This is a genomic window from Bacillus sp. X1(2014), from assembly GCF_007678255.1.
Map to the genome: position 1 here is coordinate 26,200 of NZ_VEED01000022.1, position 25,977 is coordinate 52,176.

Consider the following 25,977-nt stretch of genomic DNA (forward strand, 5'->3'; position numbering starts at 1 on the left):
AGTTTATTGGAAAGTGTGTGTGACCAATGGTTGATTTGCATAGTCATATATTACCGGGCGTAGATGATGGGGCAAGAAATTTGTCGGATAGTGTTAATATGGCTAAAATGGCTGTCGAACAAGGAATTCATACGATTGTCGCCACACCGCATCATTTGAACAATCGTTACGAAAACCCCAAACAAACCATTATTGATAGAGTTAGAGAATTGAACAAGGCTTTACTAGAAGAAAAGATAGATTTAAAGGTTCTGCCAGGTCAAGAAACACGGATCTATGGTGAAATGGTTGAGGGATATGAGCTAGGTGAAATTCTACCAATCGATCATACACAATATGTATTGGTTGAATTTTCGTCTGGCCATGTTCCGAGATACACGGAGAAGTTGTTTTATGATTTGCAGACAAAAGGACTCATTCCGGTGATTGTTCATCCGGAACGTAATCAAGAAATTATAGAGCGGCCAGAAATCCTATTCCGACTTGTGGAAAAGGGAGCATTAACACAAGTTACTGCTGCTAGTATCTGCGGGGACTTTGGAAAAAAGATTAAAATTTTTTCCCTCCAATTAATCGATGCAAACCTTACTCACTTCATTGCATCGGATGCTCATAATACAAGCAATCGTAAGTTTAAAATGCGAGAAGCATTCGACATTGTTCAAGCAAAATACGGGACTGAGATGGTTTATTTATTCCAAGAGAATGCTGAACTGGTGATTGAGGGCAGTCATATCTATAAAGAAGTTCCTGAACGAATTAGAAAGAAGAAGTTCTTTAATATATTTTAACCAACTAAGCCAATGAGAGTTTGCGGATTACTAACTTACCACTTTATCAGGCTAAATCGCCTGATCGGCGACGCCTCCTGTCCGATATCGATGGGGGCACTCGATTGTGCTGTGGGTTCCTTCGAGGGACCTTAGACGCCTGTCGTCAAGAGCATGATGTGAGGCCGGGTTAGATGCCCGATTATTAATAAAACAATAAATATCTAATGAAAGAATAAGTGTGAAAGCACTTGCAATTCCATTAGATATTTATTTTTTTGCCCCTATGCTTTAGCAAAGGAAAGAGTTCATTAGATAAACAAAAGAATAATAGTGGAGGAATTAACAGTGAAAAGAGTAAGAAAAGCCATTATTCCAGCTGCAGGGCTGGGGACGAGATTTTTGCCAGCAACAAAGGCAATGCCAAAAGAAATGCTTCCAATCGTTGATAAGCCTACCATTCAGTACATAGTGGAAGAGGCTGTGGCATCTGGGATTGAAGATATTATCATTGTAACTGGTAAAGGAAAACGAGCAATCGAAGACCATTTCGACAATGCGGTGGAGTTGGAACAGAATTTAATCGAGAAAGAAAAGTATGATATCTTGGAACGAGTTCAGTATGCTACAAATCTAGCGGATATCCATTATATTCGCCAAAAGGAGCCAAAGGGTCTTGGACATGCTGTCTGGTCTGCACGAAACTTTATTGGTAATGAACCTTTCGCGGTCCTTTTAGGAGATGACATTGTTCAAAGCGAGACTCCTTGCCTAAGACAGTTAATTAATCAATACGAAGAAACGTTTTCTTCTGTAATTGGAGTGCAGCAAGTAGCTGATAATGAAACAAACCGTTATGGAATTATTGACCCGTCAAAAAAGGATGGAAGACGTTATCAAGTTAATAACTTTGTTGAAAAACCACAACTTGGTACAGCTCCATCAAATTTAGCAATCATGGGCCGCTATATCCTAACCCCAGAGATCTTCATGTTCCTTGACCGTCAGGAAAAAGGTGCAGGTGGAGAGATTCAACTAACTGATGCAATACAACGCTTAAATGAAATCCAACGAGTATTTGCTTATGACTTTGAAGGCAAACGGTATGACGTCGGTGAAAAGTTCGGTTTTGTGAAGACAACGATTGAATTTGCTTTGCAGCATGATGACCTCCATGACGATATGCTAGATTACCTAAAAAATCTAGTTTCTTCATTAGAAAAAGAAAAAGTAATGTTATAGAGAGAAGGAAGGGGTCACGGTTGTCTAATCTGGCAAATCAAGAAGTATCTTATTTAGAAAACCAGAAATTTCATGTTAATGACGGAAAAACATATTTATTAACAAAAAGATTAATAGATATTGTTGGTTCTTCATTTGGAATTATTCTTTTAGGTTTCCTTTTTATTATTATTGCTATATTAATTAAAATCGAAGATCCAAAGGGAGCAATTCTGTTTTCACAGAAAAGAGTTGGACTGAATGGAAAAGAATTTAAAATGTATAAATTCCGTTCGATGATATCCAATGCTGAGGAAAAGTTACAAGAGCTATTAAAGCATAATGAAGTATCTGGCGCCATGTTTAAAATGAAGGATGACCCGAGGATTACAAAGATTGGAAAATTTATAAGAAAAACGAGTATTGATGAATTGCCCCAACTATTTAATGTCTTAAAAGGAGATATGAGTTTGGTTGGTCCCCGTCCGCCACTTCCAAGAGAAGTAGCTGTATATTCAGAGTATGACATGCTGCGATTATTGGTCACACCAGGCTGTACTGGCCTCTGGCAAGTGAGTGGGAGAAACAGTGTGGGTTTTGAAGAAATGGTGGAATTGGATCTTCAATATATCCGAGAACGTTCCTTCCTATATGATATAAAAATCATTTTAAAGACGGTCCTAGTATTATTTGGGTCGAAAGATGCGTTTTAGAAAACAGGAACAACAATCATGATGAAATAATATCAAAAATAAATGTAGCTAGTTACCACGGTCACTTAGGTTACGTCGACTACCCGGAATTGGATAAATATAGCTACCTATTTAGGGTGCAGACAATCAAGAAGTTTGGACCTTCGAAATAAAACAGCGGTGTTAGTTTGTCCTTTTAATAGCAGACTTGGATAGGACAAACTGATTAAGGATGGTTTTGTGCCGATTTCGATTTGGTGGGATGCTTTGAGCAGATACTTGGAAAAAATTGCGTATTAATACACAGCTAATATGTGTTTAATGAGGAGAATAAAAGAGATGCAACATGTATTTATTGTTGGCTCCAAAGGAATACCGGGCGCTTATGGCGGATACGAGACCTTTGTTGATAAGCTGACAGAATATCATCAAAATAATATAAATATTAAATATCATGTCGCTTGCAAAAGCACTGAGTTTAGTGAATCTGAGTATCACAACGCCAGATGTTTCAACATTAAAGTGCCCAATATCGGGCCTGCACAGGCGATATACTACGATGTTGTGGCTTTAAAGCAGTGTTGTGATTATATTAAGAAAAATAAAATTTCTCATCCCATTGTATATGTACTTGCATGCCGTATTGGCCCATTTGCGGCCTATTTTCAGAAGGAGCTTCATAAATTAGGCGGCGTATTATATGTCAATCCAGATGGACATGAATGGAAACGTGCAAAGTGGAGCGCGCCAGTTAGGAAATATTGGAAGTTGTCCGAAAAGCTTATGGTGGAGCATGCTGACCTACTTATTTGCGATAGTAAGAACATTGAAAAGTATATCCAGGAGGATTACAAACAGTATCATCCTAAGACTACATTTATTGCCTACGGTTCTGATACTAAGCATTCTGTATTGGGGGACGACGGTCTTAAATATACTGGTTGGTTACAGGAGAAAGGTCTAACTTCGAAAGGCTTTTATTTGGTAGTTGGTCGCTTTGTGCCGGAAAATAATTTCGAGACAATGATCAGAGAATTCATGCGGTCAAAATCCAAGAAAGATTTTGCTATTATAACCACTGCTAATGATGCATTTCTTGAAGAGTTGGAGAAAAAGCTACATTTCAAAAACGATAAGCGTATTAAGTTTGTTGGCACTGTGTATGATCAGGAATTACTTAAGAAAATTCGTGAGAACGCATATGGGTATTTGCACGGCCATGAGGTCGGAGGCACAAATCCAAGTCTTTTGGAATCTCTCAGTAGCACAGATTTGAACTTGTTGCTCGATGTTGGTTTCAATAAAGAAGTCGGAGAGGGTGCAGCTCTTTACTGGAGTAAGAAGGATGGTAAGCTGGCAGAACTGATTAATATGGCTGATCAGATGAGTGAAGAAAAGATTAGAGAGTTAGGGTCTAAGGCTAAAAAAAGAATTGCAGAAGCTTATAGCTGGAGGCATATCGTGGATTTGTACGAGGAAGTATTTCTCAATCCGAATGAGGTGAAACAATGAAAATCTTAATGGTCAACAAGTTTTACTATATTAAAGGCGGAAGTGAAACGTATTATTTTGCACTGAAGCGGATGCTTGAAGAGCATGGTCATACAGTTATAGACTTCTCCATGAAGGATGAGAAGAACTTCGAATCGCCTTATAGCGAGTATTTTGTTGACCATGTGAATTATAATGCAAGTGGTGGAGCGTTTACTAAAGCCCGGGATGCGGTAAATATCATCTATTCTTTTGAGGCGAAAAGAAAGTTTGAGAAGCTAATTAAGGCAGAACGTCCAGATTTGATTCATCTTCATATATTTCAGCATCAAATATCTCCTTCAATCCTGGATGTAATTAAAAAATATCATATCCCAACTGTTTATACAGCGCACGATTTAAAAATGGTCTGTCTGAATTACAAAATGATGCACCATGGTGAAATCTGCGAAGCTTGCAAAGATGGACATTTCTATCATTGCGCTGTAAATCGTTGTGTAAAGGAATCAACGTTAAAAAGCTATATTAATGTTGCGGAAGGATATTTACACAAATGGCGTAAAAGTTATGATGCAGTTGGTGCAATTATTACTCCTAGTGCTTTCTACAAAAGAAAGTTTGAGGAATTCGGAGTATCATCGGACAGAATTATTCATATTCCAAATTTTTTGGATAGTGAAGCACCAATTGTTAATCAATCAGCAGATGCAAAGCAGTATTATTTATATTTTGGTCGTTTGTCTGAAGAAAAGGGTATCCTTACACTAATTAATGCTGTAAAAGGAATGCCTATGCAGTTGTATGTTGTTGGTACGGGGCCACTGGAAAAAAATTTGGCTATATATGTAACTCAGAACGAGCTGACAAATGTAAAGCTATTGGGCTTTAAGAACGGTCAGGAATTAACTGATATTGTGGGAAATGCCAAGGCCGTTGTCTTACCCTCTGAGTGGTATGAAAACGGTCCTTATTCTGCAATTGAAGCACTCCAGCTCGGAAGACCGATCATTGGAGCTAACATTGGTGGTATTCCGGAGTTGGTTAAGGGCAATGGGTATCTGTTTGAAAGCGGAAATGTTTTATCGTTACGTGAAGCTCTTGGAAAGATTGAGCAGCTAGATTGTCCAGCATATAAGCAGTTGGAACAAGCATCTTTGCGTTTATTCCAGCAAAGTTACACGAAGGATATTCATTATGAAATGCTTAAGAAAGTATATCAAAAAGTTGGAGTAACTTTAACAGAAGGATGATAGGGATCTAGTGTGAACAGAACAATGTTAATGTTTGTACTAAAGTTGACGAGTTTGTTTGGCATGAGCAGACAAAAGGTTGATGTTGTTAGAACAGCAGGGCTAGTTAAATAATTTGGTAGAGGGGTTATTGGCATCCGGTTCTTATCCCTTCTTTTCCTCAATTTTTACTAAGCAATAGAATAGAGAAAATATTTCTTAGTTTAGGAGGTGTTTGCAATGTCTGATGAGCTGATTACAGTAGTACTTCCAATATACAATGTTGAGAAGTATTTAGATCGATGCATCAAAAGTGTTGTTGGTCAAAGTTATAGAAATTTGGAAATTATACTAGTAGATGATGGTTCACCCGATCAGTGTCCACAGAAATGCGAAGAATGGGCAGAAAAAGATAATAGAATTAAGGTTATTCATAAGCAAAATGCTGGTCTTGGTATGGCGAGAAACACAGGCATAGAGAATGCACATGGGGAGTATATTTGCTTTTTTGATAGTGACGATTATATTGCACTAGATACAATAGAGAAGGCTTATTCTTTGGCACGCAAAGAAGAAGCTGATATGGTTTGCTTTGGATACACCAGTGTTAAAACAGATGGTTCGATTGCAAGAACATGCGTACCTAGTCTGCGAAAGTACGTGTTCAGTAATTTTGAAGTACAGAATGAATTTCTACCAGAGTTAATTTCGGAAAGCCCGGAAACCGGTGTGGCATCTAAACTGAACATGAGTGCATGGTCATGTCTGTACTCAACCAAGCTTATCAATAAACTACAATGGCGATTTGTTTCGGAACGTGAGGTCATTTCAGAAGATATATACTCCCTTCTTTTCCTGTACAAACATGTCCAAAAGGTGGCAGTTCTACCAGAGGCACTATATTATTATTGTGAAAATGGAGCTTCGTTAACACGTACTTATCGTAAGGATAGATACGCAAGAATCAGACACTTTTACCAGATGTGTCTGAAAGCGAATGATGAGTTACATTATCCAGAACGTGTGTCTAGACGGCTAGTGTATCCATATCTCGGCAATACAATCGCTGCAATGAAACAGATTTCAGTCGCTGACTGTAGTCTGCATGAAAGAATTATAAACATTAGTAGTATTGTCGATGATGAGGTGCTGCAAAACGCAATGATCCAGCTTAAAAAAAATCGTTGTAGCATGCTCAGAAAGCTACTGTTTTTTGCTATAAGAAAACAATTTCATTATATGGTTTTTCTGCTGTTGAGGATGAAAAGCCGGTGATGGGGTGGACAGAAGTCGTTTATTGTCAAAAGAAGGAGAAATAACCGTATGATTAAGACACTGAAAGACTTACACGAATATTTGCAGTATGAGAAAATGCTGTACCCAAATTCGTTTGTAGATATTCTGACGAATGATCAGAGAACATACAACTGGCGGTACATTAAGTATTTAAGAATATGTGAATATTTTTATAATAACCGCCACAGATCAATTTTTGATAAAATATTGTATTTATTGTATCGTAGGAAAAAAAATGTTCTTGGCAGCAGAATTGGTGTTGAAATCTGGGAAAATTCTTTTGCAAAGGGACTTGTGATTCACCATAATGGCAGTATTGTTGTTAACCGTGAATGTCGCATTGGTGAAAATTGTGAATTGCACGGAGACAATTGCCTTGGTAATGCAGGGGTGGGGCCGTTATGCCCTACGTTAGGAAATAACGTAAAAATCGGTGTGGGCGCAAAAATTATTGGTAAGGTTACAATTGCAAATGGTATCAAAATTGGCGCTAATGCAGTAGTAAATAAGTCTTTCCTTGAGCCGAACATTACTATTGTTGGTATCCCTGCTCGTAAGGTTGAAAAGGGGATGGAAAAATGAAATACCTGATTGTTGATGATGAGCATGCCCTGTACAGGCAGATGTTTGCTGATTTGTTTTCAGCAGCTACGCAAGGATTTGAAATTGAAGAAGTTCCAAGAATGCAGATTCCATCAGTGCTATTACCACTTTATAATATCCATTTTTGTGACCGAATTAATCGGCATTTTTTTCTACCGTTTAAGTCAATTTGGAATCCCTTTTATCGGTTACATCAATATAATTTTAGTCCTCAAGAGGAATACTGCGTAATTTTACTCAACGGCTCTCTTCGTTATCATTTTAGTAATAAATATTTGAGAGAGTTTAAGCAATGCAATCCGAATGTAAAACTTGCTATGATACTATATGATAGTTTTAGTAATCCGAGTGCACAGCGATCCATTGAAATGATACCTCTGTTTGATGTGGTTTTCTCTTTTGATGAAGATGACTGCCGCAGACACGGTTTTGAGCGAATTTATTCGACATTTTCAAAGCCTGAATCTGTTCGAAAGTGCAAAGACGATTATAGTTCTGCCTTTTTCGTTGGCTATGGACAAGGACGACTTGATATTTTGCAAAAGACCTTTTCTAAGATTTCATCGGCTATTGATGGTTGTAGATTTATGATTGCAGGAGTTAAGGAAGCAGAACAAGTTGCAATACCTGGGGTGATTTATAATACCACAATCCCTTATGAGCAGGAACTACAATTTGCATATAATACAGAATGCATTGTAGAAGTTGTGCGGGAAGGCCAGACGGGGGTTTCATTACGAACATGCGAGGCGATAGCATTTAACAAGAAGCTACTTACCAATAATAAGAAATTGCTTGATATGCCTTTTTATGATGAGAGATATATGCGCGTGTTTAGCGATCCTGAAGAAATTGACCTTTCTTTTGTGAAAGAAAAGGCACTTGTGCAGTATGAACATAGTGACTATTTTAGCCCTATTAACATAATTAGACAGATAAGCTGGATTTTCGGAGACATAGCGAGGTGAATAATGCATGGAAATACGGGTTGGTCCAGTACATTTTGTTTGGCTTATTTTAGGAATAGTATCATTTGGAGGCTTGGTAAACTCAGGACTTCATCTTTCCAATGCCTTATTTTATGTCGCAGATGCTTTGAATATTTTGTTATTCATATTTGCTATAAGAAAATTACCGATTATTAACAGAGTACAGGGCATGAAAATGTTAAAAGTGATTTTCTGGTTGTTCTTATTGGCTACTATAATAGGAATTATCGGAAATGGTGTGTCTCTCTTGTTGACTGTATGGGGCATGAGAAATATATACCGTTATATCTTGTTCTTTATTTCGTGCGTTGTTTTATTGTCATCGAAAAATATTGAAAGATTTTTTGATGTACTACCTAAAATCTTTTGGATTAATTTTATTATTACGCTTATGCAATTTACTGTATTTGGAATTAGAGGCGATAATTTAGGAGGCATTTTTGGAATTGCACAGGGGGTCAACGGTGCGACAACGATTTTTATTAACATTGTTATTGCCTATGTGGTTTCACAATATCTTAATAAAAACTGGACACTGAGGCATACCACACTGTATCTTTTTGCATATTTTGCTATTGCAGCTTTATCGGAGACAAAGGGTAATTATATATTTTTCCTGATTATTATTATGTTTGCATTAATCATTGCCAGAAAAAGTTTGAGAACATTTTCATTCGGTATTGCAGCAATAATTGCTATATTCGTTGGACTAAATATTCTAGATAGGTACTTCCCAGGTAGTGTTGATTTCTTAGTGGATTTCGACAAGGCTAATGATTATATGAATGCAGGATATCTTGGTACAGTGACATTTACGCGAAATGCTTTATTGGAAGTTGCAAATCAGTATTTCTTTAAGGACAATGCTTGGCTATATTTATTTGGCTATGGAATAGGAGCTGTTGAAACCTCGCAATTTTTCACTAGTCCCTTTTATGAATCCTTTGGTTATATGAACTATAGGCAGTATGGCGTAGCGATGGTTGTCTTGCAGAATGGCTATATTGGATTGGGTTTGTACTTTGCATTTTTTCTTACTACTTTTGTAGTGGCTATAAAGAAGAGTAGATCCGATGATAGAAAATTTAACGCGTATATGGTTATGGCAGCATGTGTTGCACTGTTTAGTATTATTGACAGTTTCTATGCTACTTTATTTGTGGATATAGCATATTGGGTATATTTTATTATGGCTATCCCTTTCATTTTTCTCAAAGAAAGGGTTCGGCGGCTTTGAAGAGAGGAAATACAGTATTTAATAGATACTAAGATGATGAATTGCATAAGTCATGGTAAGTGTAATGACTTTAGGAGGTAACGAGAGCGAAAGTTACCAGTATTTACAAAAAAACATTGTTTCATAATTTTGATGATTTCATGCAGTATATAGAGCGATGCTATTATGAGTGTTGTTTTGGTGGATATAAAAGTGGTGAAGGATAATTATGACAATTTTTATTGTCACAAAGGTTGAAAGGAAGAAAAAATTTGATACCTAAAATAATTCATTATTGTTGGTTTGGTGGAGCAGAATTACCTGAAAAAGATAAAGAGTGTATTGAAAGTTGGAAAAAGTTTTGTCCCGACTATAAAATTGTTCGCTGGGACGAAACAAATTATGATTTAACTAAAAATAAATATATGCATGAAGCGTATACAAATAAAAAATGGGGGTTTGTTCCTGATTACGCAAGATTTGACATTGTTTATACTCATGGTGGAATCTATCTTGATACTGATGTAGAAATTGTAAGAAATCTCGATTTTTTGTTAGACAATGATGGCTATTTAGGTTTTGAAGAAGGTAGTTTTGTAAATGGTGGTATCGGATTCGGTGCAGAACAGGGTAATGTAGTTATGAAAGGTTTGCGTGACATGTATGATTCGATTGAATTCTTAAAACCGAATGGAAGTATCAATGCGCTGCCTAGTCCATATTATATTACTGAGTTTCTTGAAAAAATTGGGCTTGTGAGAAATAATGAAAAACAATTGGTAAATGGTATAACAGTTTATCCTACAGACTATTTTTCACCTAAGGAATTTTCAACAGGAAAGCTAGTTATAACAGACAATACATGTACTATTCATCACTATAATGCTTCTTGGTTTAATGATAAGGAAAAACGTCAGTTAACAAGAACTAGAAAAATTAATAAAATGTTTGGCAAAAAATTAGGGGGAGTGTTTAATCTTATCCTTAATAAAGCTGGGCGTGTTTGGGAAAAAGTTTGTAGGGGGATAAAATGATTAATATGCTCGATAAAATTAGAAGTAGGTATCCAATTCAATATATTAATGTGTGGATCTATAATAAACTTACTGGAAATAAAAATCATAGTGACACTATCACGATTTATGATACTAGTATGGACAGTGATAACTTAGGTGATCAGATAATCAATTTCTATTGTAATAATATATTTGAGGACATGAGTTTGAATGTCGAGAAGCGTATTCCTACACATAGAAAACCAACCAAGCCTGAAAGAAGACTTCTTTTACCATCGTCTTTAAAGATTATTACTGGAACTAATATTCTTTCTTCTGAAATGAATTTATTAGGGCTGTGGCAACGTTCACTTAATCCATCTCATTTGGCACACCTATGTTTGATGGGAACTGGATGGAATGCATATTCTGAGAAAGAAAATAGATTTACGAAATTGTTTTATAAAACGTACTTGGACAACCAGGTTTTTCATTCGGTTAGAGATTCTTATACAGAAAATAAATTGCGTTCAATGGGAATTGAAAATGTAATTAATACCGCATGCCCAACAATGTGGCGCCTAACGGAATCTTTTTGTCAAAGTATACCAAAAACAAAAGCTGATTTTGTTGTGACTACTATTACTGATTACCATCAAAATAAAGAATTTGATTGGTACATGCTAGACACGCTCATAAAATTGTATAAAAAGGTCTATGTATGGATTCAAGGGCGAAATGATTTAGAATACTTACGCACTTATCCTCAGTTTGATAAATTAGAGTGTATCAATAACACGTTAATAAGTTACAATGAAATTTTGAAAAAGGATTCCATTGATTTTGTGGGAACAAGGTTACATGCTGGAATACATGCTCTCAATCATAGAAAACGCAGTATTATTATCTCAATAGATAATCGGGCCAAAGAGGTGGCTAAAGATACTAATTTGCCTGTTTTGGAACGAACGGAAGTAAAAGAGAAGCTAGAGTCATATATATTACAGGAATGGGAAACACAGATTAGAATACCAGAGGATAATATTAGTATATGGAAACAACAATTTGAGGGAAAATAATGAACAGCAGAACATCTAAATCGATGAGAAATATAACTTTTGGTGTGTTGAACCAGGTTATCATCATGATACTTGGTTTTGTATCTAGAGTAATATTTCTTAAATTTCTAAATGAAAACTATCTAGGTGTTAACAGTCTATTTACAGAAATTCTATCGATACTCTCATTGGCAGATTTAGGTATGAGCACCGTTATGGTATATAGCTTCTTTGAACCACTTGCTAAACATGACGAGAATAAAATAAGATCACTGTTAACATTTTATAAAAAAATCTATAATGTTATAGCTGCTGTAGTAGCGGGTATTGGTATTGCATTGTTACCCTTTTTACATTTAATTGTTAATTTAGAAAGTGATATTAAATTTTTATATGGATATTATTTATTATTCTTGTTAAAGACGGTTCTTTCTTATCTCTTTGTATATAAAGTATCAATTTTAAATGCAGACCAAAATAATTATATAGTTTCACGCATCGCAAGTAGCGTAAAAATAGGAACAACAATTGCACAAATCATAGTTTTATATATAACTAAAAGTTATTTATTGTATCTTATTCTAGATGTTGCATCTACATGGGTTAATAATGTATGGTGTGCAAAGAAGGCGGATAAACTATATCCGTTCATAAAAGTCAAGTCTGATTTATCAGAAAAGGAAAAAAAGAGTATAGTTGATAATATCAAATCCGGATTTTTATATAAATTTTCTTCGGTTTTGTTAAATAGTACGGATAATACGATTATTTCCATGTTGTTAGGAACTGTTGTAGTCGGATATTTTTCGAATTACGGACTGGTCATTAGTAGGTTGTCAGTTTTTATCAACACAATTTTTGCTTCATTAAATGGAAGTATAGGAAATCTTATAGCTACCGAGCAACAAGACAAAAGATATGAAATATTTTCTATATTACAGGTATTCAGCTTCTTTTTAAGTAGTGTTTCCGGAATTTGTGTGTACATGATGATGAATGATTTTGTATTTCTTTGGATTGGAGAAAAATATATTTTAAATAAAGATGTTTTGATTGCTTGTATGCTGAATTTTTATTTGAGTGTTGTTCTCCAGCCGTTGTGGTCTTATAGAGATGCTACCGGATTATATAGAAAAACGAAGTATGTAATGTTGTGTACAGCAATAATAAATATTGTATTATCAATTTTATTAGGAAGCTATATTGGTTTGTCTGGAGTTATATTTGCATCAGTTATTTCAAGGTTAATAACTTATTTTTGGTATGAACCAATATTATTATTTAAGAATTATTTTGGTATAAGTTCGGCTCGATACTTCTTTAAACATGCGTACAACATTATTTTGGTTATGTGCATATTATTGTTTGAGAGTCTGAATGTTGGGAAAATAGCTAGTAATAATTGGGGACAGTTCTTCCTAAAAGCTGCAGCAATACTATTTGTCACAGTAGTAATCTTTTTGTTAGCTAATTGCTGGCAAAAAGATTTTAAAAGGACTGTGAGTTTTGTGATTAAGAAAGTGAGATGTTCAAAATGAAAGTTAGTATTTTGATGTTAACGCATAATGCCCCTAGATTTGTTAAAGAAAGTATCGAAACGGTTAAAGAGAAAACAAGAGGTATAGAATATGAGTTGATCGTTGTTGATAATGCCTCTAGAATAACCACAAAGCTATTGTTACGTTATTTGAAAGCTAAGGGGTTAATTGATGTACTTTATTTAAATAAAGAAAATTCCTTATTTGCCAAGGGAAATAATATTGCAAGCTCATATTGTTCTTCAGATAGCAACTTAATCTTGTTGCTGAATAGCGATATTAGAATTAATTCAGACGATTGGTTGCAAAAGCTTGCTGAATTGCATCCTAGCAAAGGTGGAATTGCTTCTTATGGTGTTGTTGAGGATGAGCCATACCGAGCAGACGGTTATTGTATGTTGATTGATCGTGAATTGTATGATAAATATAAACTTGATGAGGAGTTTGCTTGGTTCTGGAGCGTTACGAAATTGCAGAGTCTAGTTCTTAAAGAAGGAAAATCTATTAATGCTGTTCGAAATCACGAAGAATATATCCATCATTATGGCGGAAAATCAGGAAAAGGGTTTAAAAACGCAGCAGGCATGGGAATTAATATATCTGATGTTAAGGCGTGGTTCACAAAAGGAACTATTGATATAATTGATAAGCTTTAATTAGCTTTATGTATAAGAGGTTTAGAATATATTTAGAATTTAAGTGGGCTATATTGAGAAGTTAAGATTCAAGACACATTGTGTATAATTGTTTTATTAGTCACAGGTCTTGCAATTGTCATTACGGTGTTTTGGTTTAAAGCTGGTAATTCGGGGGTTAGACACCTACTCAGGCTGAAGTTTAATGCATTTGAAAAGAAGGGTGTAACCGTCAAGTAAATTGACAGTCTTAATAAAATATCGTTTAACACTTTTCTACAAACAAAATTCAATAGTTTGGTTCGAAAAATTCTTTTCAGTAATTCATCTTGATACTGATCTGTTCACCTCTTAAATACCATAGGGGACGGTTCTAGTGGCTTTTCTAAATTATTTAAAGAGTAAAACTAATATGATATAGCCGTAAATTGAAAAGCTACGCATGCGTAGCTTTTCGTATTTATTAATTAAAATATCTAAGATTTTAAAAAGGAAGAGCGTAGCAGATGCAATACGTAGTAAGCTCTCTATCGTGTTAGGTGTAGATACCAGCTTGGTATAGACAATAAATCGATCTAGAGCATTCCTAATAATAGTTTCGTGGTTAAATAATGTACTAAGGATAGCTTTCCTTCCTATAATAGTTTGGAAAGAGATTTAAAGAAACATTTTCAATATTCAATACAATAAAAATTTGTTAAGAAGATAGTTTTTTAAACACTAAGAATCCGGTACGGAATGTATAAAGACCCCGTAACGGATATTCTATATACGGAGCTCAAGGTTTGCATGCTAAAGATTTTACAATCCAAAATAATAAGTTTTTATTTTGGGAGACCAAGTACTTGAGGTTATAAGTTTGAATCGAGCTAACCTAAGCATTCTAGTATAATCTCAAAAGGAACTTTTTGTTCCCAGTTGACTTTACTGCAATGCCAAATGATGCAGAATTAGGTGAACATGCTCTGGCGTAACAAGGGGTGGATAAACTAGTTGTTGATTACATTAGGTTCTTGTATAAATATAAGTAAATTAGATTAAATTAGGAGGAATTTTATTAATGAAAGGTATAATTTTAGCTGGTGGAAGCGGGACACGTCTCTATCCATTAACGATGGTCACAAGCAAACAACTATTACCTATTTATGATAAACCAATGATTTTTTACCCGCTATCAACTTTAATGCTAGCAGGGATTCGTGAAATATTGATTATTTCAACTCCTGAGGATACACCTCGTTTTGAGGCATTACTCGGAAATGGTTCACAATTTGGTATATCTCTTCAGTATAAAATTCAGGAGAGTCCAGATGGGCTGGCTCAGGCTTTTATTATTGGAGAAGAGTTTATTGGTAATGACTCGGTTGCTATGATTTTAGGAGATAATATCTATTATGGATCGGGTATGAGAAAAATTCTTCAAAGAGCAGCTCAAAAAGAAAGCGGGGCAACTGTTTTTGGCTACCATGTCCAAGATCCAGAGAGATTTGGCGTGGTCGAATTTGATGAGACTGGAAAGGTGCTAAGTGTAGAAGAAAAGCCCGAGTTTCCAAAGTCAAACTACGCGATTACAGGCTTGTACTTTTATGATAATCGGATAGTAGAAATTGCAAAGAATGTAAAACCTTCTGATCGTGGGGAATTAGAAATTACATCTGTTAATGAAGTATATTTGAAAATGGATGAACTTGACGTAGAACTTCTTGGACGTGGCTTTACATGGCTAGATACAGGTACCCATCAAAGTTTAGTAGAAGCAACCAATTTTGTTAAGACGATTGAAGAACATCAAGGGATTAAAATTGCTGCTCTTGAAGAAATTGCTTATATTAATGGATGGATTGGAAAAGAAACTTTACTTGATTCGGGAGAAAAGTTTTCAAAGACAGGATACGGTCAATATTTGCTAAAGGTAGCAAATGGCAGTATAAAGTATTAAAAATGGGGTGTAGTTGTGAAAATAGTTGAAAGCTCTTTACCAGGTGTGCTAATCATTGAACCAAAGGTCTTTGGTGATCACCGAGGCTGGTTTACGGAAACTTATAATGAAACGATTTTTAAAGAAGCTGGAATTCATATTAATTTTGTTCAAGATAATCAATCATTCTCTGCAGCCAAAGGGACGTTGAGAGGATTGCATTATCAGTTAAATCCTAAGGCACAGACGAAACTGGTAAGATGTACAAGAGGATCTATATTCGATGTGGCTGTTGATATTCGTAAAGGGAGCCCAACGTTTGGAAAATGGTTTGGATTGAAATTAACAGCTGAGAATAAGAAACAACTACTCATTCCAAAAGGTTTTGCCCACGGGTTTATGACCTTAACGGATGATGTGGAAGTTCAGTACAAAGTGGACGAGTTATATGCCCCTGATTGTGATCGAGGCATTATTTGGAATGATCCAGCCATTGGCATTGAATGGCCAATAGAGATATCCCCAGTTTTATCGACAAAGGATGAAAAAGCACCTCTCTTTGCGGATGCTGAAAACAACTTTAGTTACGGAGAGTTATAATGAAGATTTTAGTAACAGGATATACAGGTCAATTAGGATATGATGTGGTTAATGAAGGGTTAAATCGTGGATTAAACATGATTGGAATTGGCCAAAAGGATTTAAACATTACGGATGAATATGCCGTAAATCAATACGTGAGAGAGCTAAAACCGGATGCTATTATTCATTGTGCAGCGTATACGGCTGTGGATAAAGCGGAGGATGACCAGGAGAATTGCTGGCATGTTAATGTGAATGGGACGAGATTTCTAGCAACTGCAGCCAAAGAAGTAAACGCCAAGTTCATGTTTATCAGTACGGATTATGTATTTGATGGATTGGGAGAGGCTCATTTCGTCGAAACAGATATCCCTAACCCAGTTGGGTATTACGGAAAAACGAAATATGAAGCAGAAAAAGTAGTCCAATCACTATTATCAGACTGGTTCATAGTCCGAATCTCATGGGTTTTCGGATTGAATGGAAATAACTTCGTTAAAACGATGCTAAGGTTAGCTGAGTCTCGTAACGAGCTAAACGTAGTTGGTGACCAAGTGGGATCACCTACCAATACGTTTGATTTAGCCAAATTATTGATGGATATGATTCAAACTGATAAATTCGGGTCGTATCATGCCACAAATGAAGGCTTTTGTAGCTGGGCGGAATTTGCTAAGGAAATCTTCCACTTATCAAATAGGGTAGTAAAGGTTCATGCCATTGCAACGGAGGAATACCCAACAAGAGCCGTGAGACCGAAGAACTCAAGGATGTCAAAGCAGAAATTAGTGGACAATGGTTTTACTCCATTACCAACTTGGCAGGATTCTTTAGAACGATACTTACAAGCATTACAACATGAGGTGAAATAATGAATAGGAAAAAGATTCTAGTAACAGGCGGAGCAGGTTTCATTGGAGGGAACTTTGTTCAATATATGGTGAATAAGTATCCTAATTATGATATTTATAATTTAGATTTATTAACCTATGCCGGCGATTTAACCAAGCATCGTGAAATTGAAAACAAGTCTAATTATTATTTTGTTAAGACAGATATCGCTGACCGTGAGGCAATGTTGGCACTTTTTGAAAAAGAGAAATTTGATTATGTAGCTCATTTTGCTGCAGAAAGTCATGTCGATCGCTCAATTACGGAGCCTGGGATCTTTGTGAAAACCAATGTATTGGGAACTCAAGTTTTACTCGATGCATCAAAGCAAATTGGGGTGACTAAATTCGTTCATGTCTCAACAGATGAAGTATATGGTGAGTTAGATTTTGATCCGACAACTTTCTTTACAGAAGAAACCCCATTACAACCAAACAGTCCTTATAGTGCAAGTAAAGCATCCTCTGACTTTTTAGTTAGAGCATATCATGAAACATTTGGCTTACCTGTTAATATTACTCGCTGCTCTAATAACTATGGACCATTTCATTTTCCGGAAAAGTTAATTCCTTTAACGATTTCCCGAGTATTAAATGAGGAAAAGGTACCGGTTTACGGTGATGGAAAAAATATTCGTGATTGGCTTCATGTTCTTGATCATTGTGCAGCGATTGACCTAGTTTTGCATGAAGGTGTAAATGGTGAGGTTTATAATGTAGGCGGGCATAATGAGCGCACAAACTTAGAAGTTGTTAAAACCATTATTAGTACTTTAGGCAAGTCCGAAGACCTTATAGAATTCGTTGCAGATCGTTTAGGTCATGATAAGCGTTATGCTATCGATCCAACTAAATTGGAGAAGTTAGGTTGGAAACCAACTTATACATTTGAAACTGGTATTGCTCATACTATTAATTGGTACCTGAACAACAAATGGTGGTGGGAGCAAATCATTAGTGGGGAATATCAAAGTTACTTTAATATGCAATATGCAACTAAACTTAATTTGAAATAAAAAAATTTACAGAAATGAAATCAAAAGTATTCTATAGTTTTTAGGGAGAGGGCCAAGGTCCTTTCCCTTCTTTTTTATTGTCGATGTGAATCATATGAAGATCATTGCAAATTATATTTCTGAATATGGGTAGGGCATCCTCTAGAAGTATTGCAGTTATATGGAAAATGCTAAAGGACCCAAAAATGCACATTTTTGTCTGTTATTCGTATACTATATATTTTATTAAGGAGTCCCTTTATTCTAATCGTGTATGTTATCGAACCATAAAGACAGATGTTGGTTACTTTTTGGAAAATAATTCGGTCAATTCTGATAACTTGCGATTATTTGAGGAATATAAAAACTTCATTAATGATTGGGATTTCAAGGTTGAACAGGAGCAAGAGATTATGAAAATAAACCATATTGACTTAGTTATTTCAGATATTTCGCCACTCCCATTTGAATCAGCTCAAGAACAGGTATTCCTTCTATGGGTTTTTCTAACTTTACTTGGTATACTGCCTATCATGATTTATGTGATGACAGTGAATTTACACAATATCTAGAAGCCTATCAAAAGATGACTCATTCTATTCGTTGGCCAGGAGTAATGAAAATTTGAATGTACCTACAATTCTTTATAGATTTTTTTCTAGAGAAGTTGATTTAATAGAGATTCAAAGAATTAGGTTAGTGAACCTAAATGAAGATAAGAAGATTATCTTTTTAGGTCTAGGGATGAAAATAGACCTAGGGAATAGTAGCTTCGTATTTGGGACAGCCCAGATTGTGTATCCTCCAATTTTGAGGTAGATCCTTCAAATGTGTTCCAATACCAAGTGATATTTGGAATCTCAAAATAAATTGCTGCATCAGACCTAGTGATTTCCAAAGCATGATGGGGAATGATTGGGGAGGCAATGGATGCTAAAGTACCTCTATTAATCCTGAATCGAGCATCCATGAAAGAGGATCAAAATACGTTATCCGCTTCATTATTATTAGAAGAGCTACTATCTCTCAATTCTCTATTCACACTACCAATAATTGACTTGTCAACTTTATAGGTTTTAAAATCATCACACTCGATTTTATGACAAAGATGATGTTAATTTAGGTAATTGATCGTAGCAAATGACATCCTGAAAATATGGAAATAATCCTAGTTATACATCTTAGATAAGGGGGAAGGTACTTTGACTTGGTTAGATAATGCAGAAAAATGGATTAATTTTAATAAACTAGATCATGATTTAAAAGAAAAGTTACTAGAAATGGATATCATTAAGAAAATATTAGAGGATAGTTTTTATAAACATTTAGAATTTGGTACAGGCGGTATGCGGGGAGAGCTTGGACCTGGTATTAATCGCTTAAATACTTACACAATCCGTAGGGCGGCCGAAGGGCTTGCACAGTATATTGTGGAACAAGGGGAAGCAGTGAAACAACGTGGTGTTGTTATTGCCTATGATTCCCGCCATAAATCTCCTGAGTTTGCGTTAGAAGTAGCTAAAACCGTTGGAAAGCATGGTATCAAAGCGTATGTATTTGACGAACTTCGTCCTACACCTGTCCTTTCTTTTGCGGTTAGGTATTTGAACGCCTTTTCAGGTGTAGTAATCACAGCAAGTCATAATCCGCCAGAGTACAATGGCTTTAAAGTCTACGGCGAGGATGGCGGTCAGCTTCCACCAGAAGCAGCCGATACGATTATTCGTTATGTGAATACAGTAGAAAATGAGTTAATGGTCGAAGTGGCAGACGAGCAGGAACTTCTAACAAGCGGATTATTAACCTACATAGGTAAAGCGATAGATCATGCTTATACAGAACAATTAAAAACACTTCAATTGAACCCAGAAATGGTTGCAAGCGTGGCAAAAGACATACGAGTAGTTTATTCTCCATTACACGGTACCGGGAATAAGCCAGTTCGTGCTGGACTAAAGGCATTTGGCTTTGAGAATGTGACTGTGGTTAAGGAACAAGAGCTGCCAGATGCAAACTTCTCTACCGTTAAGTCACCAAATCCCGAGGAGCATGCGGCTTTTGAATTAGCCATTGGGTATGGAGAAAAAATCAATGCCGATATTCTCATGGCTACGGATCCAGATGCTGACCGTTTAGGTGTGGCAGTCAAAAATGGCGAAGGAGAGTACGTAGTATTGACCGGCAACCAATTGGGTGCCTTAATGCTGGAGTATTTGTTATCACAAAAGCAAGCAAAAGGAGCGCTGCCTGAAAGTGGTGTTGTCATCAAAACCATCGTTACTTCCGAAATTGGCCGAGCGATTGCTGAGCATTACGGGATTCAAGCAATGGATACCCTCACTGGATTTAAATTCATTGGTGAAAAGATTAATGAGTTTGAGCAGACAGGCGCTTCTACCTTCTTATTTGGGTATGAAGAAAGCTATGGGTATTTGATTGGCGACTTTGTCCGTGACAAGGATGCTGTCCAATCAGCTATCTTTGCGGCTGAAGTGGCTGCTTATTACAAATCCAAAGGCATGACCATGTATGAAGGGCTTCTGGCTATTTTTGAAAAGTACGGTTTCTATCAAGAATCACTACAATCGATTACCTTAAAAGGAAAAGATGGAGCAGAACAAATTGCTGGATTAATGGATACCTTTAGGAATGAGCCATTAAGTGAAGTGGCTGGAATTGAGGTTGCAGCTATTGAGGATTACTCCACTTCTGTAAGGTACGCAAATGAAACTGAAAGCAAGATTGATTTGCCACCATCCAATGTTCTTAAGTATCATTTAGCGGACGGTTCTTGGTTATGTTTACGTCCATCAGGAACAGAACCAAAGGCGAAGTTTTACTTTGGAGTAAAAGGCACTTCTATGGGAGACAGTGAGGAGAAGTTATCTGCGCTCCAAAATGCTGTCATGGATAAAGTGAATACTATTTTAGCAGAGTAAATGATAAATCCTCCTTGCTTAAAATCGTGGGCATGAGGGATTATTTGTTTTACTAAAGGGAAGGTGGAACAGATGAATAGCAGAAAAGGGTGGCTATTAGCAGTGATTCTTTGGATGGCATTAATCTTTTTCTTCACACAGCTTCCATATTTTACTGGGGAAAAAACATCCAAAGCAATTCAACATGTAGTAGTGAAGGAACATAATACTATTCACACACCAAGTGCGGACCATGAAGAGATTAATGTGTTGAACCTGGTCGTAAGGAAAGCAACACATGTTACGGTATTCGGGATACTTGCTCTATTATTGTTTAAATCTCTTGAAATCTATCGATATTCTTATATTCTTTCATGGGTGCTAACCTTTCTTTATGCGGTTACAGATGAATATCATCAATCGTTTATGTCAGGAAGAGTTTCATCTTTTAGGGATGTCTTGTTTGATTCCCTTGGGGCATTACTTGGGTTAACATTAATGTTTTTTATCAATAGAAAGAGAAAACTGATTCGTACAACTTAGATTTTCGATTTTTTACGTATACTACTGGAGGTCTTGATTTTGCAACCGTTGTTTTTAAAACCTGTTTTTAAAGAGAGAATTTGGGGAGGTACCACGCTGCAAACGGAATTTGGATATGATATTCCAACAGAGAATACAGGGGAATGTTGGTCGATCTCTGCTCATCCGAATGGTCCTTCCGTTATTGAAAATGGTCCCTATGCAGGGCTAACCTTGGACAATCTTTGGAAAGAGCAACCAGAGCTTTTCGGCCACCCGAAAGAGAAGGTTTTTCCTCTTTTAACAAAAATACTGGATGCGAACATGGATCTATCGGTTCAAGTGCATCCAGATGATTCTTATGCTATGGTACATGAAAATGGCGAACTGGGAAAAACAGAATGCTGGTATATCATTGATTGCAAAGAAGATGCGGACATGATCTTTGGCCATAATGCTGCATCAAAGGAAGAATTAATCAAGCAAATCAATGAGGGTGAATGGAACAATTTATTGCGCCGAGTGAAGATTAAGCCAGGTGACTTTTTCTATGTACCAAGTGGAACGATTCATGCATTATGTGAAGGCACCTTAGTATTGGAAACCCAGCAAAGCTCTGACACCACCTACCGTGTGTACGATTATGACCGCAGGGATGCAGACGGGAATTTGCGGGACCTTCATTTAGAAAGGGCGATCGAAGTCACCACTGTTCCGCATCATGATTTAGTAAGTGAGTCTAAAGTGGAAGAGAAGGGGAATGTAAGAATTACAACCTTTTTGGAATCGGAGTTTTTCTCCGTTAATAAGTGGGATGTTCAAGGGAAAGCTTCTTTTTCTATGAATGATCAATATTTGCTTCTTAGTGTGATTAATGGAGAAGGCGCATTAATTCATCATGAGGAGCAATATGAGTTGAAGAAGGGGACTCATCTGATTCTTCCTGTTGGTTTTGGAGAATTTGAAGTAGATGGGGAATGTGAGATCATCGTTTCTCATACCTAATATGAAACCTAAATCTTCCCGACTTATGTTAAATATTCATAGATCTATCGTAAGTCGGGATTTGAAATCTAGTGATAAAATTTATCTGGCGTAGTCTGTTGTTCTTTTTATCCTATTTATATTTACCATACTAATGAATCATTTGAATAACTAATTTAATCCAACCGAAAAACGCAAACCATAATGGAACACTTAAAGACGTCCCCCACAATAATCCTAATAAAAGATTCCCTTGCTTGTCCATGAAATCCACTCCTATTGTTAGTTGTAGATAAATCTGGTGATGCACGGTTCAATTTTTTATTATATGTAAACGCTTTCAGTTTTTCTTTTCTATATAATACCCAAATAAGGAAGGAGAATAAAGTAGAAATATGCAAATAATAGACTAAATATTTCGACAAATTCATTTGATAGACTTTCCCATAGGGAAGAAAAAATCTATTAATCAAATTAGTATATATCATAAATAAGGGACTGCTGTTCCTTTAGTGAAAAATTTTACGTAGTATAAAATAGACGATTGCCCATAAAGGGATTGATAAAAGGATCCCCCAAAGGCAGCCCTTACCAAAATTTCGCCCATCTTCTTTTTCTGCCATGTTATCACTCCAATTCGAAACTGGTTGCTTACCACTATTTAACCATGTGTGGGTGAACGGTTATATCTAAATCGTTCGATGAATAGCAACAAATTATTCTTAGTCATGTCGAACAGGATCATGAATGCGAAGGCTGGGTTTTTGCCACATTATTAACATATAAATAGGTTATTAGGGCTATTTATTACTAGTAACAATTAGTATACTATCAATATAAGCACATAGTTCGTACGAAAGGGCAAACCCATTGAAAGATGGAGGCGCAAAACTATAGGGGCTAAGGTTTTCACAACTATGCCAGCCAGCTACCGAATATGATCGCCTTACTACGGATTATGAATATACTCTGGGAGGTTATACTATGGTTATCTTTATTGCAGGCTTATTTGTTGGATCTTTCTCTATGCTTACAGTAATGAGTCTTATGGTTGCAGCTAAACGGGGAGATCAACTCCTTGAATCACAACAATAAATTGAAAGCGTTTACCGAACAACCTCGAATTTGAGGTTGTTTTTTATTTTTCAAAATTAGTTTATAAATTATATATAATAAAACAACACGAAAGGGGAGAACGGGGTGAAAAGGGAAAAAGTACTGATTACTGGTGGTGCGGGATTCATTGGTGGGAATTTCGTTCATTATATGATGAGTAAATACCCTCTATACGATATTTATAATCTTGATTTACTGACCTATGTGGGTGATTTAACTAAGCACCGTGATTTTGAAGCGAGGCCAAACTATCATTTTATTAAGGCTGATATCACGGATCGTGAGGGGATCATTTAGCTGCTTGAACAGGAGAAGTTTGATTATGTTGTTCATTTTGCAGCGGAAAGTCACGTCGATCGATCGATTACTGATCCAAGTATCTTTGTTCGAACCAATGTTTTAGGGACACAGGTATTACTAGATGCTGCTAAACAGGTGGGTGTTAAGAAATTTGTTAATGTTTCAACCGATGAAGTCTATCGTGAATTGGATTTTGACCCGACTATTTTCTTACTGAAGAATCGCCATTACAAGCAAATAGTCCCTATAGTGCAAGTAAGGCATCTTCAGACCTTCTCGTAAGGGCCTATCATGCAACATACGGACTTCCGATAAATATCACGCGATGCTCTAATAACTATGGTCCGTTTCAATTCCCTGAGAAGCTGATCCCATTGACCATTTCTCTACCTAAATGATGAAAAGGTTCCGGTATATGGTGACGGCAAGAATGTACGTGATTGGCTGCATGTCCTGGACCACTCTTCGGCTATCTTGTCATGCATAAAGGTGTTATGGGAGATGTCTATAATATTGGCGGACATAACGAGCGGAGTAATTTAGAAGTGGTAAAAACGATCATTCGTACTTTAGGTAAGTCAAATGATTTAATTGAATTTGTAACAGACCGCTTGGGCCATGATAAACGGTATGCTATCGATTCTGCGAAGATAGAGAAGTTAGGGTGGAGACCTGAATATATTTTTGAAGATGGGATTGCTCGGACTATTGAATGGTATTTAGATAACAATCGGTGGTGGGAACAGATAATGTTGCTGAATTACCGAACATTCACCCAGATAACGGAAATATCAAAAGAGAACTGAAAACAGTTCTCCTGTGATTTGAACTTTATAGCTGTGTGTAATTTCTTAAACAGTATTTTAAAAATGAGTGGATATTAAATCTTTGATTTTATCCTTATCAATTACCAGTTGATAGTTATTAGCCTTTAAAATGTCATCATACATTCTTTTTCCAACACCTGGAATCTGGTGATATTCCAATTGTGTATTCGGTTCGAAGTCTTTTGCTGCAAGTCCAAGACTTAACATATCGGAAGTTGACATATTGCTTGCTATTACAAAATCAGGAATGGATTTTACGAGTGAAGGCAGATTATTGATATTACTTGGACTAAGAGCTTTCTTAGCAATTCCTTTTAGAGCTTCTTCTTGGAGTTTTTGACGACCATACTCTCCGTTTTTTAGAGAATAGCGTTCGTGGACAACCTCTGCGACCATTTTTCCATTTAAAGCATGTGTACCAGTACTTATTACTTTATTTTTATTTTCACTATACCAAGGATGGGTTAATTTAACATCAAATGGGACATTCATATCAATACCTCCAACGGCATCAACCATCGCTTGAAAGCCGCCATAATTGGTTTCTACGTAATAATTGATAGGAACACCGGTTAATTCTCCAACTGCTTTGACAGCAGCCTCTACCCCTTTTTTGGCCCCTTTTGTTGCCTGCATAATATATTGGACACTCGTAATCTTTGTGTATCCATAGCCTTCTAAATGGACACGGGTATCACGTGGAATGCTTATTGCATCATATTCATGCTTGGTTAAATCAACATGAACAAGCATCATTGAATCAGAATGCCCTATATTTTGACCTTTTCTTTCATCGGAACCAATTAATAACAAGTTAAATACAGGTTCTTTTATATCTACACTCTTATTTACTTGCTTTTCATTATTCCCAGAACTTACAACAGGAACTGATGTAAAATGATTATCTGGCTGTAATTGATAATATTCGTATCCTAGGCCCGCAATAGCGAGTAAAATGATGCCCAAAAAGCTAGTACCTAGGATTTTCCATTTGTTTTTACCCTTTTTTTTCATATTTCCTCCGATGTTGGTAGAGTGTTCCCTCTAAATTAACTAGGTTAATAGTCATGAAAATATTTTACTGTTTTTGGATATTGGATTCAATATAAATTATTGGAAGAGACACGTTTGTATTTGTCAATATTAATTTGAGTCAGATCGATCACTTCAAAATTGAGCCACTTCATTCTGA

The 25,977-nt window shown here is 36.2% G+C and carries 23 protein-coding genes, 1 pseudogene and 1 riboswitch; of the genes and pseudogenes, 23 read left to right on the forward strand and 1 reads right to left on the reverse strand.

All coding sequences use genetic code 11. From position 1 onward, the window contains the following. The first annotated feature begins 26 nt into the window (after positions 1–26). From FS608_RS25700 to rfbB (FS608_RS25810), 23 genes and pseudogenes are all read left to right on the forward strand, one after another. A complete protein-coding gene (locus tag FS608_RS25700; RefSeq protein WP_144555416.1) occupies positions 27–791 on the forward strand; it encodes a tyrosine-protein phosphatase in 765 nt (254 codons plus the stop codon). Positions 792–1,118: 327 nt separating this feature from the next. Next, positions 1,119–2,012 carry a UTP--glucose-1-phosphate uridylyltransferase GalU gene (galU, locus tag FS608_RS25705; RefSeq protein WP_144555417.1) on the forward strand — a complete coding sequence of 298 codons (894 nt, stop codon included), beginning with the start codon at positions 1,119–1,121 and terminating at the stop codon, positions 2,010–2,012. 20 nt (positions 2,013–2,032) lie between these two features. Beyond that, positions 2,033–2,704: a sugar transferase gene (locus tag FS608_RS25710; protein ID WP_144555418.1), complete on the forward strand. Its 672-nt coding sequence runs from the start codon at positions 2,033–2,035 to the stop codon at positions 2,702–2,704. 318 nt (positions 2,705–3,022) lie between these two features. Next, positions 3,023–4,195 (forward strand): beta 1-4 rhamnosyltransferase Cps2T, encoded by a 1,173-nt coding sequence (gene cps2T, locus FS608_RS25715; protein ID WP_222127406.1) that lies wholly within the window; start codon positions 3,023–3,025, stop codon positions 4,193–4,195. Further along, complete coding sequence (locus FS608_RS25720) at positions 4,192–5,424, forward strand: glycosyltransferase (RefSeq protein WP_144555420.1); 1,233 nt, start codon at positions 4,192–4,194, stop codon at positions 5,422–5,424. The genes cps2T and FS608_RS25720 overlap by 4 nt, the downstream gene beginning before the upstream one ends. Before the next feature lie 219 nt (positions 5,425–5,643). Further along, positions 5,644–6,678: a glycosyltransferase gene (locus FS608_RS25725; RefSeq protein ID WP_144555421.1), complete on the forward strand. Its 1,035-nt coding sequence runs from the start codon at positions 5,644–5,646 to the stop codon at positions 6,676–6,678. Positions 6,679–6,726: 48 nt separating this feature from the next. After that, positions 6,727–7,281: a serine O-acetyltransferase gene (locus FS608_RS25730; RefSeq protein WP_144555422.1), complete on the forward strand. Its 555-nt coding sequence runs from the start codon at positions 6,727–6,729 to the stop codon at positions 7,279–7,281. After that, complete coding sequence (locus FS608_RS25735) at positions 7,278–8,270, forward strand: WaaS/CpsH family glycosyltransferase (RefSeq protein WP_144555423.1); 993 nt, start codon at positions 7,278–7,280, stop codon at positions 8,268–8,270. The genes FS608_RS25730 and FS608_RS25735 overlap by 4 nt, the downstream gene beginning before the upstream one ends. Positions 8,271–8,277: 7 nt before the next feature. After that, positions 8,278–9,528, forward strand: coding sequence for a hypothetical protein (locus tag FS608_RS25740; RefSeq protein ID WP_144555424.1), 1,251 nt, complete (start codon positions 8,278–8,280; stop codon positions 9,526–9,528). Positions 9,529–9,761: 233 nt separating this feature from the next. Continuing rightward, entirely contained in the window at positions 9,762–10,541 is a 780-nt protein-coding gene (locus tag FS608_RS25745; protein ID WP_260871826.1) for a glycosyltransferase family 32 protein, read from the forward strand. After that, positions 10,538–11,581 (forward strand): polysaccharide pyruvyl transferase family protein, encoded by a 1,044-nt coding sequence (locus tag FS608_RS25750; RefSeq protein WP_144555425.1) that lies wholly within the window; start codon positions 10,538–10,540, stop codon positions 11,579–11,581. Before FS608_RS25745 ends, FS608_RS25750 begins: the two co-directional genes overlap by 4 nt. After that, complete coding sequence (locus tag FS608_RS25755) at positions 11,581–13,098, forward strand: lipopolysaccharide biosynthesis protein (protein WP_144555426.1); 1,518 nt, start codon at positions 11,581–11,583, stop codon at positions 13,096–13,098. The genes FS608_RS25750 and FS608_RS25755 overlap by 1 nt, the downstream gene beginning before the upstream one ends. Next, positions 13,095–13,754: a glycosyltransferase family 2 protein gene (locus tag FS608_RS25760; RefSeq protein ID WP_186328898.1), complete on the forward strand. Its 660-nt coding sequence runs from the start codon at positions 13,095–13,097 to the stop codon at positions 13,752–13,754. Before FS608_RS25755 ends, FS608_RS25760 begins: the two co-directional genes overlap by 4 nt. Before the next feature lie 1,039 nt (positions 13,755–14,793). After that, the gene (gene rfbA, locus FS608_RS25765; protein ID WP_144555428.1) at positions 14,794–15,672 is read left to right on the forward strand and encodes a glucose-1-phosphate thymidylyltransferase RfbA; all 879 of its coding nucleotides are present in this window, start codon (positions 14,794–14,796) and stop codon (positions 15,670–15,672) included. A 15-nt stretch (positions 15,673–15,687) separates the two neighbouring features. Further along, positions 15,688–16,251 (forward strand): dTDP-4-dehydrorhamnose 3,5-epimerase, encoded by a 564-nt coding sequence (rfbC, locus tag FS608_RS25770; RefSeq protein WP_144555429.1) that lies wholly within the window; start codon positions 15,688–15,690, stop codon positions 16,249–16,251. Further along, on the forward strand, positions 16,251–17,105 hold the full coding sequence (rfbD, locus tag FS608_RS25775; RefSeq protein WP_144555430.1) for a dTDP-4-dehydrorhamnose reductase: 855 nt from the start codon (positions 16,251–16,253) through the stop codon (positions 17,103–17,105). Before rfbC ends, rfbD begins: the two co-directional genes overlap by 1 nt. Beyond that, the gene (rfbB, locus tag FS608_RS25780) at positions 17,105–18,139 is read left to right on the forward strand and encodes a dTDP-glucose 4,6-dehydratase (RefSeq protein ID WP_144555431.1); all 1,035 of its coding nucleotides are present in this window, start codon (positions 17,105–17,107) and stop codon (positions 18,137–18,139) included. The genes rfbD and rfbB (FS608_RS25780) overlap by 1 nt, the downstream gene beginning before the upstream one ends. Positions 18,140–18,429: 290 nt before the next feature. Then, positions 18,430–18,690, forward strand: a complete 261-nt coding sequence (locus FS608_RS30950) for a hypothetical protein (RefSeq protein WP_144555432.1) — start codon at positions 18,430–18,432, stop codon at positions 18,688–18,690. Positions 18,691–19,320: 630 nt separating this feature from the next. Further along, on the forward strand, positions 19,321–21,057 hold the full coding sequence (locus FS608_RS25795; RefSeq protein WP_260871827.1) for a phospho-sugar mutase: 1,737 nt from the start codon (positions 19,321–19,323) through the stop codon (positions 21,055–21,057). 72 nt (positions 21,058–21,129) lie between these two features. Then, positions 21,130–21,579, forward strand: a complete 450-nt coding sequence (locus tag FS608_RS25800; protein ID WP_144555434.1) for a VanZ family protein — start codon at positions 21,130–21,132, stop codon at positions 21,577–21,579. A 36-nt stretch (positions 21,580–21,615) separates the two neighbouring features. Continuing rightward, a complete protein-coding gene (gene manA, locus FS608_RS25805) occupies positions 21,616–22,563 on the forward strand; it encodes a mannose-6-phosphate isomerase, class I (RefSeq protein ID WP_144555466.1) in 948 nt (315 codons plus the stop codon). A gap of 829 nt (positions 22,564–23,392) precedes the next feature. Beyond that, positions 23,393–23,478, forward strand: a riboswitch (cyclic di-GMP riboswitch). 48 nt (positions 23,479–23,526) lie between these two features. Further along, complete coding sequence (locus FS608_RS31860) at positions 23,527–23,637, forward strand: DUF3789 domain-containing protein (protein WP_395947830.1); 111 nt, start codon at positions 23,527–23,529, stop codon at positions 23,635–23,637. A gap of 105 nt (positions 23,638–23,742) precedes the next feature. After that, positions 23,743–24,764 (forward strand): annotated as a pseudogene (gene rfbB / locus FS608_RS25810) (dTDP-glucose 4,6-dehydratase). Positions 24,765–24,821: 57 nt separating this feature from the next. Here rfbB (FS608_RS25810) and FS608_RS25815 read toward each other — a convergent pair. Further along, a complete protein-coding gene (locus tag FS608_RS25815; RefSeq protein ID WP_144555435.1) occupies positions 24,822–25,799 on the reverse strand; it encodes an LCP family protein in 978 nt (325 codons plus the stop codon). Between the last annotated feature and the right edge of the window lie 178 nt (positions 25,800–25,977).